The sequence below is a fragment of the Mycolicibacterium cosmeticum genome (assembly GCF_000613185.1).
Lineage (GTDB): Bacteria > Actinomycetota > Actinomycetes > Mycobacteriales > Mycobacteriaceae > Mycobacterium > Mycobacterium cosmeticum.
In genome coordinates this window covers 2,882,552-2,897,727 of sequence record NZ_CCBB010000001.1, presented here as the reverse complement: position 1 = coordinate 2,897,727, position 15,176 = coordinate 2,882,552, and the positions used below count along the sequence as shown (strand labels likewise).

Here is a 15,176-nt window from a genome sequence, read left to right as displayed (position 1 = left end):
CTTGCCCAAGCGGTACGGCGTCAACGAGCGCGAGCAGGTCGTCGGGCACGTCGCGCAGCTGATCCTGACCGGAAAGCTCCGGTCCGGAGATCGCCTGGACCGCAACGACCTAGCCGCCTCCCTCGGGGTCAGCCGGGTACCCGTCCAAGAGGCGGTGGCCCAACTCGAGCACGACGGCATCGTGACCACCCGCTACCACCGCGGCGCGTTCATCGCCCGGTTCGACGCCCGGGTGCTGCTGGAGCACTACCACCTGTTCGGGGTACTCAACGGCCTGGTGTCGGCGGGGGCGGCCGCCGAGGCCACCGGTGAGACCATCGCACGGCTCAAGGACCTCACCGCGCAGCTGCGGCCGGAAAACTTCCACGACATCGCGTGGGAGTATCGGCGGCTGCTGACCGAGCAGCACGCCGGGCCACGGCTGCAGGCCGCGATCGACGCCTCGCAGACCTTCATCCCGCGCGCATTCTGGGCCGACCACCTGCTCGCCGGGCCCGCACTGTTACAGCATTACGAGAACGAGACCAACGCCATCGCCGACGGTGACCCCGACGCCGCCCGCGCCGCGTGCCAGACGGGTGCGGCCCTGATGGGCCGGGTGATGTTGGCCGAGCTGGTGCGTCGCGGGGTGCTGGCCCCGCTGATCCCGTCCGGCCCGGACTGACTCGCGATCGGTTTGCGGCCAAATGGACCGAGCATGAGCCGAAGCGTTTGCCGTCGGCCACCGACCGGTTAGGTTTCCACGATGACGTCTGTACCGAACCGCATTCTCCGGGCGGTGGTCTGCGTGCTGGTCGCGTTGATGGCCGGTGGGCTGGCCCTGGCTGCCCCGGCGAACGCCGACCAGTGCGCCCCACCCGGCGTCGACAGTGCCAGCGCGCTGCCGACCAACCTGGCCGCGGCCGCGAAGGGCCCCGGCGCGGACAAGTACACCACGGCGTCGGTGGAGCCGCTGCAGGACATCGATGTCAAGGCGCTCGGGCTCGGCGTTCCCGGCGTGCTCACCGTCGGCACCCTGTCCGACGCACCGCCCAGCATCTGCATCGACTCCAAAGGTCAGTTCACCGGTTTCGACAACGAGCTGCTGCGCGCCGTCGCCGACCGGATCGGGCTGAAGATCAACTTCGTCGGCACCGATTTCTCCGGGCTGCTGGCCCAGGTGGCCTCCCGGCGCTTCGACGTCGGCTCCTCGTCGATCACCACCACCGACGCCCGGCGCAAGACGGTCGGCTTCACCAATGGCTATGACTTCGGCTACTTCTCGCTGGTCGTGCCGACCGGCTCACCGATCACCGGCTTCTCCCAGCTGGCGAAGGGGCAGCGCATCGGCGTCGTGCAGGGCACCGTGCAGGAGGCGTATGTCGTCGACACCCTGCACCTGGATCCGGTGAAGTTCCCGGACTACAACACCGTCTACGCCAGCCTGAAGACCCGCCAGATCGACGCGTGGGTGGCGCCGTCACAGCAGGCCGTCGGCACGGTGCAGGCCGGGGACCCGACGGTCATCGTCGAGAACACCTTCAGTCTGGACAACTTCGTGGCGTGGGCCGTCGCCAAGGAGAACAAGCCGCTGATCGATGCGCTCAACGCCGGCCTGGACGCGGTGATCGCCGACGGCACCTGGGCCAGGTTGTACTCCGACTGGGTGCCGCGGGCACTGCCGCCGGGCTGGAAGCCGGGCTCCAAAGCCGCTCCCGTCCCGCAGCTTCCGGACTTCGCGGCGATCGCCGCCCAGCATGCCGGTGCACCCGCCGCCGGCGCCGCGGCACCCAAATCGACTCTGGCGCAACTGGGTGCGGCCTTCCTGGACTGGGATCTGTACCGGCAGGCCATCCCGGACCTGTTCAAGACCGGCCTGCCCAACACGCTGATCCTCACCGTCTGCGCCGCCGTCATCGGCGTCCTGCTCGGATTGGTGCTCGCCATTGCGGGCATCTCGCGCTCCCGGTGGCTGCGCTGGCCGGCGCGGGTCTACACCGACATCTTCCGCGGTCTGCCCGAGGTGGTGATCATCTTGGTGATCGGGCTGGGCATCGGACCGGTCGTCGGCGGGCTGACCGGAAACAACCCGTACCCGTTGGGGATTGCCGCGCTGGGATTGATGTCGGCGGCCTACGTGGGCGAGATCTTCCGGTCCGGTATCCAGAGTGTGGAGGCAGGTCAGCTGGAGGCCTCGCGCGCCCTGGGTTTCAGCTACCGCTCGTCGATGCGGCTGGTGGTGGTGCCCCAGGGCGTGCGCCGGGTGCTGCCGGCGCTGGTGAACCAGTTCATCTCGCTGCTCAAGGCGTCCTCGCTGGTGTACTTCCTGGGGCTGGTGGCCAACCAGCGGGAGCTGTTCCAGGTGGGACGTGACCTCAACGCCCAGACCGGCAACCTGTCCCCGTTGGTGGCGGCCGGATTGTTCTATCTGATGCTCACCATCCCACTGACCCATGTGGTGAACCTCATCGACGAGCGGCTGCGCACCGGACGCCAGCCGGCCCCGGTGCAAGAGGAGATGATCTGATGGCAGGTCCAGGGGCGAGCGAAGCGACGGGGGAAGGTTCCGGGGCGAGCGAAGCGACGGGGAAAATCGCGGTTTCCCTGGGCGCCAAGGACATCCACCTGTCGTTCGGGCCCAATGCGGTACTGCGCGGGGTGGACCTGCAGGTACCGGCCGGCAGCACCGCCGTGGTGATCGGGCCGTCCGGATCGGGGAAGTCGACGCTGCTGCGCACCCTGAACCGGCTCTACGAACCGGACCGGGGTGACATCCTGCTCGACGGCCGCTCGGTGCTGGCCGACAATCCGGATGCGCTGCGGCAGCGGATCGGCATGGTGTTCCAGCAGTTCAACCTGTTCCCGCACCGCACGGTGCTGGACAACGTCACGCTGGCGCCGCGGAAACTCAAGGGCATGTCCGACGACGCCGCCCGTGAGCTGGGCCTGGCCCAGCTGGATCGGGTTGGGTTGCGGCACAAGGCCGATGTGCGGCCGGCGACGTTGTCCGGCGGTCAGCAGCAGCGCGTGGCGATCGCCCGGGCGCTGGCGATGTCACCGCAGGTGATGTTCTTCGACGAGGCCACCTCGGCCTTGGACCCCGAATTGGTCAAGGGCATCCTGGAACTCATCGCCGAACTGGGCTCCGGCGGGATGACCATGGTGGTGGTCACCCATGAGATGGGGTTCGCCCGGTCCACCGCCGATGCGGTGGTGTTCATGGACCACGGCAAGGTGGTCGAATCCGGCCCGCCGGAGCAGATTTTCGAGGCCGCGGAAACGGACCGGTTGCGCCGCTTCCTGTCGCAGGTGCTGTGAGGGCATCGCGGTGAGCAAAATTGGCGCGGAACCGACCTGGCAGGCCCCGACAGGTTAGACTAGCGAATTATGGTCGAGACCGAACCGCAGGTCGCTGAGCTGGCCGGAGAGCTCCAGCGGGTGCTCTCCAAGCTGTTCTCCGTGCTGCGTCGCGGCGACACCAACAAGGGCCAGGCCGGTGACCTCACGCTGGCTCAGTTGTCGATCCTGCTGACTCTGCTCGACTGCGGCCCCATCCGGATGACCGAGCTGGCCGCGCACGAGCGGGTCCGCACCCCGACCACCACCGTCGCGATCCGCCGCCTCGAGAAGCTGGGGCTGGTCAAGCGGTCGCGCGACCCCTCGGACCTGCGTGCCGTGCTGGTCGAGGTGACCCCGCGCGGGCTGGTTCAGCACCGCGAGGCGCTGGAGGCCCGGCGGTCGTTCCTGGCCGAGCTGGTGGGCAAGCTCAGCGAGGACGATCAGCGCACCCTGGCCGCGGCCCTGGGCTCGCTGGACCGGCTCGGCGACCAGGCCCCGGCCGAGAAGCCCAACTAACCCAGCCAGTCCAGCACGGCGGCCGCCGTCCAGGACTGCTGCATGCTGCCCAGCGGCTCGCCGGTGAAAGGCTCGTAGTACTCGGCAAACGTGCCGTCGCTGGCCTGGCGCAGCCCTTCCCGGCGCAGCACCGAGGCCCGCTCGGCCCAGCCGCGGCGGGCGAAACACCACGAGAACAGCCACGTCATCACCGGCCAGACCGGACCCCGCCAGTATTCCCGCGGCCGGAAGTCCCGTGACACCGGTGAGGTGGACGGGATCAGCGCGTACTTCAGGTCCGGGTGACCGCAGAAGCGGGGCCCCTCAAGCAGTTTCAGCAGGGCACGTTCCTTGTCGTGCGGCAGCCCGCCGCACAGCAGCGGGGCGAACTGCGCGACGGTCTCGGTGGCCACCCACTTCTCCGCCCGGACATCGAAATCCCTTGCCGCACCGGTTCGCTCGTCGGCGGTTTCCACCACGCCGGCGCGGAACCGGTCGGCCCACGAGTACAGCTCGCGGACGTCGGCCAGTGGGCGCTTGTAGTCCTCGCCGATCTCGGCAAGCACGGTGCAGGCCACCGAGAACACCGCCGAGACGAACACGTCCTCCACGGCGAAGCTCATCACCTTGGGCAGCAACTCGTCGTCGTAGCGGACCGACTTCATCTCCTCCACCAGCCACAGATAGCGGTCGTACTCCAGGTCCGACGGGCGCTGGGTGGCATCGGTGTTGATCTTGTTGTCCTCGCGCTGGTATTCGGGCACGTTGCCCGGAATCACGTTGGCGTAGGCGCTGTCCCAGCGCGGCGAGTTGTCCATCCCGGATTCCCAGCCGTGGTACAGCGTGACGCGGCCGCGGCTCTGCTGGTCACGGCACTCGGCCAGCCAGCGATGCCAGCGCACCAGGTCGGCCCAGCGCCGGTCCAGGAACGCCTCGGCGACCGCCCGGGTGCTGCGGCCCCTGGTCTTGGCGTGGTCCAGGATGCGCTGCACGGCGATGGCGTGCACCGGGGGCTGGGTGATACCCGAGGTGTGCCGCACCCGCGAGGCGTTGGCGGCCAGGGCCGAGGTGGCCCAGCGGGCGGGGCCGGGGAAGTATCCGTCGACCCCGTTGGCGAAGACGATGTGCGGGATCATGCCGTTGCGCCACTGCGCCGAGAGCAGCGTGTCCAGTTCGACGACGGCCCGCTCCACACTCAGCGGCGCCAGGCCGATCGCGACGAACGCGGCGTCCCAGCTCCACATGTGCGGGTACAGCAACGGGGCCGCGGTGGTCATCACGCCCAGGTCGTTGCCGCGCAGCAGATAGGCGGCGCGGGCGGCCAGCTGCGTGGGCGCAAAGCTCGGATCGGGTGGCATCGCATCCATAATGCGACGCCGGGCGGCATCGTGCAGATTGGACCGGGCAGATCGCTACCCTCGACGCTGTGCCGACCGCATTGATCACCGGCGCGGCCGGCGGGATCGGTTCCGCCATCGCCGCCGCGCTCGCCCCCACCCACACCCTGCTGCTGGCCGGCCGGCCGTCGGCCCGCCTGGACGCGCTCGCCGACCGCCTCGGCGCGCCCACCTGGCCGCTGGAGCTCACCGACCCGGAATCGATCGAATCCGCCACCGAGGTATTGGCCGAGCTCGATGTGCTGGTGCACAACGCCGGTGTGCTCTACCCGGGGCGGGTGGCCGAGTCCACCGCCGAACAGTGGCGGGCCACCTTCGAGGTGAACGTCACCGGCGCGGTGGCCCTGACCCTGGCGCTGTTGCCGGCGCTGCGGGCCGCCCGCGGGCACGTCGTGTTCATCAACTCCGGCGCCGGCCGCACCGTGTCGGCCGGGATGGCGGCCTACTCGGCGAGCAAGTTCGCGTTGCGGGCGTTCGCCGATTCGCTGCGCGCGGACGAACCGTCGCTGCGGGTGACGTCGGTGTTCCCGGGCCGCACCGACTCCGAGATGCAGCGCGACCTGATTGCCTACGAGGAGAAGGACTACCAGCCGGACCGGTTCCTGCGGCCGGAGACCGTCGCCGAACTCGTCGCGCACGCGGTGGCCACCCCGCCGGACGGCCATGTGCACGAGATCGTGGTCCGGCCCCGGTGAAGGTCAGGCCGGCACCATCCCGTGCGGGTCGAGCACGAACTTCTGGGCCACCCCGGAGTCGAATGCGGCGTAGCCCTCCGGCGCCTTGTCCAGCCCGATGACGGTCGCGTTCACCGCGTCCGCGATGTGGGCCTTGTCATGCAGGATGCTCATCATCAGCCCGCGGTTGTACTTCAGTACCGGGCACTGACCGGTGTAGAAGCTGTGGCTCTTCGCCCAACCCAGGCCCAGCCGCACCTTGAGCGTGCCGTGCTTGGCGTCGTCGTCGGTGCCGCCCGGATCCCCGGTCACGTACAGGCCCGGGATGCCCAGCGATCCGCCGGCGCGGGTCACGTTCATGATCGAGTTCAGCACCGCGGCGGGCTGCTCCCCCGCGCCGTGGCCGTGACCGCTGGCCTCGAATCCCACCGCGTCCACGGCGCAGTCCACCTCATCGGTGTTCAGGATGTCGGCGATCTGTTCTTCCAGCGTGGCGTCGGCGCTGATGTCGATGGTCTCGCAGCCGAAGGATTCGGCCTGCTTGAGCCGGTCGGCGTTGAGGTCGCCGACGATCACCACGGCGGCGCCGAGCAGGTGCGCCGAGTACGCCGCGGCCAGACCGACCGGCCCCGCACCGGCGACATACACCGTCGATCCGGTGGTGACGCCCGCCGTCTTGGCGCCGTGGTAGCCGGTGGGGAAGATGTCCGACAGCATGGTGAGATCGCGGATCTTGGCAAGGGCGGCATCCCGATCGGGGAACTTGAGCAGGTTGAAGTCGGCGAACGGCACCATGACGTAGTCGGCCTGCCCACCGAGCCAGCCACCCATGTCGACGTACCCGTACGCCGATCCGGCCCGGGCCGGATTGACGTTCAGGCAGATACCGGTCTGGCCCTCGCGGCAGTTGCGGCACCGCCCGCAGGCAATGTTGAACGGTACCGAGCAGATGTCTCCGACTTCGAGAAATTGGACGTCGGAACCTTTTTCGACGATCTCACCGGTGATCTCATGGCCGAGGGTCTGACCGACCGGCGCGGTGGTGCGCCCGCGAACCATGTGCTGGTCCGACCCGCAGATGTTGGTCGAGACACACTTGAGGATGACGCCGTGGTCGGCCTTGCGACTCATTCCCATCGCATCGGCGACCTCGGCGGGAACTTCGAGTTTGGGATAGGGCAATGTCTCGACGGCCACCTTGCCGGGACCCTTGTAGACGACGATCCGATTGTCAGACACGGCGCACTCCAGACTGGGCCCCGAATACCGTAAGTCGTTCTCTCAGACGGGATTTCCGCCCGCAACAGGGTGGCCCTGCGGTCCAGTATCCGCGCGCCGATATGCGCACGGGCGAATGTGTGCATATCCGCGCCGGAAACTAACCGAACGGTGGGGATTGCTCCCCGCCGCTGCGGCGGTCGATCTCAGACGACGAGGTTGACCAGCCGGCCCGGCACCACGATGACCTTCTTGGGGGTGGCGCCGTCCAGGAACGCCAGCACCTTCTCGTCGGCCAGCGCCGCCGCCTCCAGCGCCGCCTTGTCGGCGTCGGCGGCGACGGTGATCTTGCCCCGCACCTTCCCGTTCACCTGGACCGGCAATTCGACGGTGTCGTCGACCAGATAGCGCTCGTCGGCGACCGGGAACGGCCCGTGCGCCAGCGAGGTGTCGTGGCCCAGCCGGCGCCACAGTTCCTCGGCCAGGTGCGGCGCCAGCGGGGCGACCATCAGCACCAGCGGTTCGATGGCCGCGCGAGCGGCCACCCCCTCCTTGGTCAGATGGTTGGTGTACTCGATGAGCTTGGCCGCGGCGGTGTTGTTGCGCAGTGCCGCATAATCTTCCGCGACCCCGGCGATGGTCTTGTGCAGGGCGCGCAGCGTCTCCTCCGACAGCGCCTCGTGCTCGACCACCCGCTGCGCGCCGGTGGTCTCGTCGACGACGGTGCGCCACACCCGCTGCAGGAATCGGTGCGCACCGACCACGTCCTTGGTGGCCCACGGCCGCGACGCCTCCAGCGGGCCCATCGACATCTCGTAGACCCGCAGGGTGTCCGCCCCGTAGGCGTCGCAGATCTCGTCCGGCGACACCGAGTTCTTCAGGCTCTTGCCGATCTTGCCGAATTCCTGGTTGACCTCTTGGTCGTGATAGAAGAACTTGCCGTCGCGCTCGACCACTTCGGCGGCGGGCACATAGCTGCCGCGCGCGTCGGTGTAGGCAAAGGCCTGGATGTAACCCTGGTTGACCAACCGCCGGTAGGGTTCCGCCGAACTGACGAAGCCCAAGTCGTAGAGCACCTTGTGCCAGAACCGCGAATACAGCAGGTGCAGCACCGCGTGCTCGACACCGCCGACGTACAGGTCGACGCCGCCCGGGTCGTCGGGCCCGTGGATCTCCGGCCGCGGACCCATCCAGTACGCCTCGTTCTCCTTGGCGCACAGCTCGTCCGGGTTCTGGGGGTCGGTGTAGCGCAGCTCGTACCAGGAGCTGCCGGCCCACTGCGGCATCACGTTGGTGTCGCGGGTGTAGGTCCGCAGCCCATCGCCGAGGTCGAGTTCGACGTGCACCCACTCGGTGGCCTTGCCCAGCGGCGGCGACGGTTCACTGTCGGCGTCGTCCGGGTCGAAGGACACCGGCGCATAGTCCGGGATGTCCGGGAGCTCCACCGGCAGGGCCGATTCCGGCAGCGCGTGGGCGCGGCCGTCGGCGTCGTAGACGATGGGGAACGGTTCGCCCCAGTAGCGCTGCCGGGCGAACAGCCAGTCGCGCAGCTTGTATTCCACCCGGGACCGGCCGCGGCCGTCGGCCTCCAGCCGGGCCACCACCGCCTCCTTGGCCGCCGGCACGCTCAGCCCGTTCAGGTAGTCGGAGTTGACCAGCTGACCGTCGCCGGAATACGCCTGCTCCGAAACATCCCCGCCGGCAATGACTTCCACGATCGGCAAGCCGAATGCGGTGGCGAACTCCCAGTCCCGCTGGTCGTGACCGGGCACCGCCATGATGGCGCCGGTACCGTAACCGGCCAGCACGTAGTCGGCAATGAAGACGGGCACACCGGTCCCATTCACCGGATTGGTCGCATAGGTGCCCAGGAACACCCCGGTCTTGGTCTTGTTCTCCTGGCGTTCCAGATCCGACTTGGCCGCGATCGCCGCGCGGTAGGCCGCCACCGCCGCGGCCGGGGTGGCCGCGCCGTAGGTCCAGCGGTCGTCCACGCCGTCCGGCCAATCGGGCACAACCAGCGCGTCCACCAGGTCGTGCTCGGGGGCCAGCACCAGGTAGGTGGCGCCGAACAGGGTGTCCGGCCGGGTGGTGAACACCTCGACATCGCCTGCCGCGGTACCGAATTGGACCGACGCACCGGTGGACCGGCCGATCCAGTTGCGCTGCATGGTCTTGACCTTGTCCGGCCAGTCCAGCACGTCCAGGTCGTCGAGCAGCCGGTCGGAGTAGGCGGTGATGCGCATCATCCACTGCCGCAAGCGTTTCCGGAACACCGGGAAGTTGCCGCGGTCACTGCGGCCGTCGGCGGTGACCTCCTCGTTGGCCAGCACGGTGCCCAGCCCGGGGCACCAGTTGACCATCGAGTCGGCGCGGTAGACCAGCCGGTACCCGTCCACCACGTCGGCCCGCTCGGCATCCGTCAGGCTCGCCCAGTCCCGGCCGTCGGGCAGCGTCCGGGTGCCCGAGGCGAACTCGTCGACCAGTTCGGCGATGGGCCGGGCCCGCTTGAGGTCCTGGTCGAACCACGCGTTGTAGATCTGCAGGAAGATCCACTGGGTCCACTTGTAGAAGTCCACATCGGTGGTGGCGAAGCTGCGCCGGGTGTCGTGGCCCAGGCCCAGGCGCCCCAGCTGGCGCCGGAAGTTGACGATATTGGCCTCGGTGCGGGTGCGCGGGTGGGTCCCGGTCTGCACCGCGTACTGCTCGGCGGGCAGGCCGAAGGCGTCGAAGCCCAGCGCGTGCAGCACATTGCGACCGGTCATCCGGAAGTACCGGGCGTAGACGTCGGTGGCGATGTAGCCGAGCGGATGCCCGACGTGCAGGCCGTCACCGGACGGGTACGGGAACATGTCCTGGACGAACATCTTGTCCGCCGGCACCGAGCCGCCGTCGGCGGGCGCCAGCGACCCGACGGGATTCGGCACGTTGAAGGTGCCCAGGGCGTGCCACCGCTGTTGCCAGTCGGCCTCTATCGCACCGGCCAGTTCCGCGTTGTAGCGGTGGATCGGGGCGTCAACATCGGAGGCGGTCTGGGGGCCGGCCGGGGCGTCTGTCACGCCAAACAGGGTATAAGCGCCGCCGCGGGAGCCTTCGGCCACGGGTTGATAAAGGTTGCGTTGCAGAGCGGTCAGCACACGGTTGCAGCTCGATTCCGGCCCTGGTGACCACCCCGCGGGCGTGGATACAGTCGGCCCCTGACTTGGGAACGAGCAGGGGAAGGACCGACGTCAGATGAGGGAGATGGCCGACAATCCGACCGCGCGGCACCGTTGGCGGATTGTGATCGCCGGCACCGCGGCGGGGCTTGCCGGAGTGGTGGGCCTGGCAGGCAACACCGCCGGTGCCGAGCCGCTGGCGCCGCAGCCCGTGCTGCCCGCGCCGGCCACCGTCACGCAGACGGTCACCGTCGTCCCGAACGCCGGCCCGCTGGCGCCCGCGCAGGCGGCGAGCGTCCCCGCCGCCGGGCTGGCCGGCACACCGATCGCCCCAGCCGCGGTCCCCGCGCCTGCTGCGGCGGGCGCCATGATGGCCCCGGCCGGCACGGCCCCGGTGACCCAGGCGGTCACCCAGCCGGTCGCCATCCCGCTCAACCCGGACAACTCGGGCACCATCAAGGACTACCTCACGTCCAAGGGCGTGACCCTGGAGCCGCAGTCGGCCCGCGATTTCAAGGCGCTGCACATCGTGCTGCCGATGCCGCCCGGCTGGTCGCAGGTGCCCGACCCGAACGTGCCGGACGCGTTCGCGGTGATCGCCGACCGGGTCGGTGGGGACGGTCTGTACACGTCGAACGCCCAGGTGGTGGTCTACAAGCTGGTCGGCGACTTCGATCCGCGCGAGGCCATCCGGCACGGTTTCGTGGACAGCCAGCAGCTCACCGCCTGGCGTCCCACCGACGGCCGGATCTCCGTCATCAACGACGTGCCCACCTCGTGGATCGAGGGCACGTACCGCGAGAACAACATGACGCTCAACACGTCGCGGCACAACCTGATCGCCACCGCCGGGCCGGACCGCTACCTGGTGTCGCTCGCGGTGACCACCGGAGCGAGCGTGTCGGTCGCCTCCGGGGAGGCCACCGACGCGATCATCAACGGGTTCAAGGTGCTGCCACCCGGCGCCGTACCCGCCGCGGCTCCGGCCACACCCGCCGCTCCGGGGGCCGGCCCGGCTCCGGCCGCACCCGCGGTACCGGTCGTTCCGGCGGCTCCCGCGGCATCGGCAGCGCCGCTGGCCACCGGGCCGGTGGGTCCGGGTGCCGGCACGGTGGCACCGGTGGCGTTGGGCCTCCCCCGCTGACGGTTTCCGGGCGCCTCGTATCCTGGGGCGCATGCTCGTCGCCGCCGTGTTGTGTCTGTGCGCCGCGGCCGCCACGGCCGGTGTTGCCGGCTGGACGCTGACCCGCCCGCACTCCGCCGACCCCGTCCGCCAGGTGCTGCGCGCCGTGGCGCCCACTCAGTTCGCGGCGGCAGCGATGCTTGCCGCCGGCGGTGTGGTGGTCCTGGCCAAGCCCGGCTCGATGGCGCTGCTGGTGCTCGTGGTGTGCGTGCTCGGTGCGATCGGCACCGTCGCCGCCGGCTGCTGGCAGAACGCCAAGCTGGTCGCCAGGGCCGAGGCCGCCGAGGAACTCGCCAAGACGCAAGCCGGTGGCGGGTGCGCCGGATCGTGTGCGTCCTGCACCTTGTCCTGCAGCTGACTGTCCTGCAGCTGACCGCTCGGGTCAGTTCCTGCTGAGATCGATCGGGTGCGTCGCCAACATCGACAGCGGTAGCGGCTGACGCCGCAGCACCCGGGCCCACAGGTCGACCCGCGGTTCGACCAGGATGTCCGACGGCAGTGCCGACAGCACGATCCAGTCGTCGCGCTCGATCTCGCCCTCGAGCTGACCGATGGTCCAGCCGGAGTAACCGGCGAAGATCCGCACGCCTTCCACCACAGGAGCGATCGCCTCCGGATCGGCGTCCAGGTCGACCATCGCCACCCGGCCCTGCACGTGGCGCAGCCCGGGCACGTCGGTCGCGCTCATCCCGGCCCGCAGCGTCGCCAAGCACAGCGCGGAATCCCGCTTCACCGGTCCGCCGATGAACATCGTCTTGGGTTTCACCGCGAGCTTGGCCCACTGCGGCAACACGTTGTAGACCGCCGTTTCGCTGGGGCGGTTCAGCACCACCCCGAGCGTGCCGCCCTCGTTGTGCTCGACGACGTAGATGACGCTGCGCCGGAACGTCGGCTCGAGCAGATCCGTCTCGGCCAGCAGCAGGGTTCCGGCCCGCACGCGAGGTGCCGTCGGAGTCGTGTAGTCCTCCGGATCCTCTGGGTGCGCCACCTGTCCATCATGGCACCAGCGGCCGCGCGCCGGGACGAACAGGCACGGCCCGCCGGGATATTTGTAGGGTGGATTCCGGGTGCGGACGGCGACTTGGCACCGCCCGGCCCGGACAGGATCTGAAACCACATGACCGACACCCGCCCACCTGACACTGGCTGGCAGGCGGTCCGCGGCATGCCCGAATTCCGGCGGCTGCTGGAGCTGCGGGCGGTCAGCCAGTTCGGCGACGGGCTGTTCCAGGCCGGGCTGGCCGGCGCCATCCTGTTCAATCCCGAGCGCGCCGCGCGGCCGTGGGAGATCGCGCTGTCGTTCGCCGTGCTGTTCCTGCCGTATTCGGTCCTCGGCCCGTTCGCCGGCCCGTTGCTGGACCGCTGGGACCGCCGCTGGGTGCTGGTGGGCGCCAACGCCGGCCGGCTGATGCTGGTGCTGACCGTGGCAACCGCGCTGGCCGTCGACTCACCGAATCTGGTGCTGCTGCTCGGAGCGCTGATCGTCAACGGGTTCACCCGGTTCGTCTCGTCGGGGCTGTCGGCCGCGCTGCCGCATGTGGTGCCGCGCGACAAGGTGGTCGCGATGAACTCGGTGGCCACCGCGACCGCCTCGGTGGCGACCTTCCTCGGCGCGAATTTCATGCTGCTGCCGCGCTGGCTGCTCGGCGCGAATGACGCCGGGGCCTCCGTGGTGATCTTCCTGGCCGCGGTGCCCATCGCGGGCGCACTGTGGCTATCGGTGCGGTTCTCCCCCCACGTGCTCGGTCCCGACGACAGCGCCCGTGCCGTGCACGGGTCGGTGGCCTACGCCGTGTTCACCGGCTGGGCGCACGGGGCGCGCACGGTGCTGGCGGTACCGACCGTCGCCGCGACGCTGAGCGGGCTGGCCGCGCATCGGATGGCCTTCGGCATCAACACGCTGCTGGTGCTGGTGATCGTCCGGCACATCGGTGATCAGGAGGTCGCGGGTGTCGGGCTGGGCACCACCGTGCTGTTCGTCGGCGCCGCCGGTGCCGGGGCGCTGCTGGCCACGGTGCTGACGCCCGCCCTGGTCGGGCGCTGGGGCCGGTACCGCGCGGCCAACGGGGCGCTCGCGCTGGCGGCCGTCGTGCAGCTGTGCGCGGTCGTGCTCGCCGTACCGGTGATGATCGTCTGCGGCTTCATCCTGGGCGCGGCCGGACAGGTGGTGAAGTTGTGCGCGGACAGCGCCATGCAGATCGACGTCGACGACGCCCTGCGCGGGCACGTGTTCACCGTCCAGGACGCGCTGTTCTGGATGTCGTTCGTGCTGGCCGTCACGGTGGCGGCCGCGGTGATCCCGGCCGACGGCCGGTCGGCCGCGCTGGTCTGTGCCGGTGCGGTCCTCTACCTGGTCGGGCTGGCGCTGCACGCCTGGCTGGGCAGGCGCGCCAACCCGGTACAGGACCGGGGTTAGGGTTCACCCATGGCTGGAGCCGGACCGATCGTCGCCGACCTGCAGGCCGAGAGCGACGTGCTCGACGCGTTGGTCGCCGACCTGCCCGAGCAGGCCTGGCGAACCGAAACCCCCTCCCCCGGCTGGAGCATCGCGCATCAGATCGCCCACCTGTGGTGGACGGACCAGACCTCCCTGCAGGCGGTGACCGACGAAGCCGCGTTCGGGTCGGTGCTGGCCGAGGCGGCCAAGGACCCGTTGGGTTTCGTCGACGCGGCCGCCGAGCGCCTGGCTTCCACGCCCCCGGCCGAGCTGCTCGCCGGCTGGCGGTCCGACCGCGCCCGGCTGCACGATGCGTTGCGCAACGTCGAGAACGGCCGCAAGTTGCCGTGGTTCGGACCGCCGATGAGCGCCGCGTCGATGGCGACCGCCCGGCTGATGGAAACATGGGCGCACGGCCTCGACGTGGCCGACGCACTCGGGGTGCGGCGCGAGCCCACGGCGCGGCTGCGGTCGATCGCCCATATCGGCGTGCGGACCCGTGACTTCGCCTTCACCGTGCACGGCCGGACTCCGCCCGCCGCACCGTTTCACGTGAAACTGCAAGCGCCAGACGGGGATTCGTGGACCTGGGGGCCCGAGGATGCGGACCAGTCGGTGACCGGGTCGGCCGAGGATTTCTGCATGCTGGTCACCCAGCGCCGCGCCCGGGCCGAACTGGACGTGACGGCCGTCGGCGAGGACGCCGCGACCTGGCTGACCATCGCGCAGGCGTTCGCGGGGCCGCCCGGCGCCGGCCGGGGCTGAGCCTTCCTCGTGGGCCCGCCGCCCTAGACCTCGCTCGCCGAATCCGCGGCCCCGTCCCCGTCGGCATCGGTGAGCTTGACGTCCCACTGTCCGTCGCCGTCACGGTCGGCGTAGGCGGCCTGTCCCGCCAACGCCCGGTCGGCCAGCCCGTCGCCATCGGTGTCCAGCAGCCGGTCGTCCACCTGCCCGTCGGCATCGAAATCCACGACCGGACCGCCGCTCTGCTCGGCCCCGTCCAGCCCGAACCAGCGCAGCTGTCCACCCCGGGCTCCGGCATCGGCCGCCAAAGCCCATGTGCCAGAACCGTCGTCGGTGAAGTACGCGGCGCCGGCGGCCCCCACGTCGTGCACCCCGTGATCGGCCAGCCCGTCGCGGTCCAGATCGGCCAGCGCGTCGTCGACGACACCGTCCCCGTCGAGATCGAGTCCGACACCGTCGAGCAACCCGTCCCCGTCGACGTCGACCACCGGCTCCGCGGAGAACATGGAGGCGCCGCCGTCACCGTCGGCCAGGCAGTAGTCCATGCCTTTG

Annotated in this window: 14 protein-coding genes; 9 read left to right on the top strand and 5 right to left on the bottom strand. The window is 70.0% G+C overall.

Annotation, left to right across the window (positions count from 1 at the left end; translation table 11 throughout):
- Nucleotide 1 precedes the first annotated feature (1 nt).
- The 4 genes from BN977_RS14035 to BN977_RS14020 all read left to right on the top strand — a co-directional run bounded on the left by BN977_RS14035 (nucleotide 2) and on the right by BN977_RS14020 (nucleotide 3,834).
- Nucleotides 2-664 carry a GntR family transcriptional regulator gene (locus tag BN977_RS14035; protein WP_036397942.1) on the top strand — a complete coding sequence of 221 codons (663 nt, stop codon included), beginning with the start codon at nucleotides 2-4 and terminating at the stop codon, nucleotides 662-664.
- A gap of 138 nt (nucleotides 665-802) precedes the next feature.
- Nucleotides 803-2,506, top strand: coding sequence for an ABC transporter substrate-binding protein/permease (locus BN977_RS14030; RefSeq protein ID WP_227456241.1), 1,704 nt, complete (start codon nucleotides 803-805; stop codon nucleotides 2,504-2,506).
- Complete coding sequence (locus BN977_RS14025; RefSeq protein ID WP_084172499.1) at nucleotides 2,506-3,297, top strand: amino acid ABC transporter ATP-binding protein; 792 nt, start codon at nucleotides 2,506-2,508, stop codon at nucleotides 3,295-3,297. Before BN977_RS14030 ends, BN977_RS14025 begins: the two co-directional genes overlap by 1 nt.
- A 69-nt stretch (nucleotides 3,298-3,366) precedes the next feature.
- Nucleotides 3,367-3,834: a MarR family winged helix-turn-helix transcriptional regulator gene (locus BN977_RS14020; RefSeq protein WP_024452450.1), complete on the top strand. Its 468-nt coding sequence runs from the start codon at nucleotides 3,367-3,369 to the stop codon at nucleotides 3,832-3,834.
- On the opposite strand, the gene ggh is transcribed toward BN977_RS14020, so the two are convergent.
- Nucleotides 3,831-5,171: a glucosylglycerate hydrolase gene (gene ggh, locus BN977_RS14015; RefSeq protein WP_024452451.1), complete on the bottom strand. Its 1,341-nt coding sequence runs from the start codon at nucleotides 5,169-5,171 to the stop codon at nucleotides 3,831-3,833. The two genes, BN977_RS14020 and ggh, sit on opposite strands and share 4 nt — an antisense overlap.
- Before the next feature lie 68 nt (nucleotides 5,172-5,239).
- Here ggh and BN977_RS14010 point away from each other — a divergent pair, with 68 nt between their 5' ends.
- Nucleotides 5,240-5,905, top strand: a complete 666-nt coding sequence (locus BN977_RS14010) for an SDR family oxidoreductase (RefSeq protein WP_024452452.1) — start codon at nucleotides 5,240-5,242, stop codon at nucleotides 5,903-5,905.
- A gap of 3 nt (nucleotides 5,906-5,908) precedes the next feature.
- Here BN977_RS14010 and fdhA read toward each other — a convergent pair whose 3' ends face one another.
- Entirely contained in the window at nucleotides 5,909-7,123 is a 1,215-nt protein-coding gene (gene fdhA / locus BN977_RS14005) for a formaldehyde dehydrogenase, glutathione-independent (protein ID WP_024452453.1), read from the bottom strand.
- A 185-nt stretch (nucleotides 7,124-7,308) separates the two neighbouring features.
- Complete coding sequence (gene leuS / locus BN977_RS14000) at nucleotides 7,309-10,161, bottom strand: leucine--tRNA ligase (RefSeq protein ID WP_036399092.1); 2,853 nt, start codon at nucleotides 10,159-10,161, stop codon at nucleotides 7,309-7,311.
- A 184-nt stretch (nucleotides 10,162-10,345) separates the two neighbouring features.
- Between leuS and BN977_RS13995 the strand changes: the two genes are divergently transcribed.
- Both BN977_RS13995 and BN977_RS13990 read left to right on the top strand, forming a co-directional pair.
- Entirely contained in the window at nucleotides 10,346-11,404 is a 1,059-nt protein-coding gene (locus BN977_RS13995; RefSeq protein ID WP_036397941.1) for an LpqN/LpqT family lipoprotein, read from the top strand.
- 31 nt (nucleotides 11,405-11,435) lie between these two features.
- Complete coding sequence (locus tag BN977_RS13990) at nucleotides 11,436-11,801, top strand: hypothetical protein (RefSeq protein WP_024452456.1); 366 nt, start codon at nucleotides 11,436-11,438, stop codon at nucleotides 11,799-11,801.
- 24 nt (nucleotides 11,802-11,825) lie between these two features.
- Here BN977_RS13990 and BN977_RS13985 read toward each other — a convergent pair whose 3' ends face one another.
- Entirely contained in the window at nucleotides 11,826-12,431 is a 606-nt protein-coding gene (locus BN977_RS13985) for a YqgE/AlgH family protein (protein ID WP_036397940.1), read from the bottom strand.
- Nucleotides 12,432-12,560: 129 nt separating this feature from the next.
- On the opposite strand from BN977_RS13985, the gene BN977_RS13980 reads away from it, so the two are divergent.
- Both BN977_RS13980 and BN977_RS13975 read left to right on the top strand, forming a co-directional pair.
- Complete coding sequence (locus tag BN977_RS13980; RefSeq protein WP_036397939.1) at nucleotides 12,561-13,859, top strand: MFS transporter; 1,299 nt, start codon at nucleotides 12,561-12,563, stop codon at nucleotides 13,857-13,859.
- A 9-nt stretch (nucleotides 13,860-13,868) separates the two neighbouring features.
- Nucleotides 13,869-14,645, top strand: coding sequence for a TIGR03084 family metal-binding protein (locus BN977_RS13975; RefSeq protein ID WP_036397938.1), 777 nt, complete (start codon nucleotides 13,869-13,871; stop codon nucleotides 14,643-14,645).
- A 23-nt stretch (nucleotides 14,646-14,668) separates the two neighbouring features.
- On the opposite strand, the gene BN977_RS13970 is transcribed toward BN977_RS13975, so the two are convergent.
- A complete protein-coding gene (locus BN977_RS13970; protein ID WP_036397937.1) occupies nucleotides 14,669-15,169 on the bottom strand; it encodes a hypothetical protein in 501 nt (166 codons plus the stop codon).
- Nucleotides 15,170-15,176: the final 7 nt, after the last annotated feature.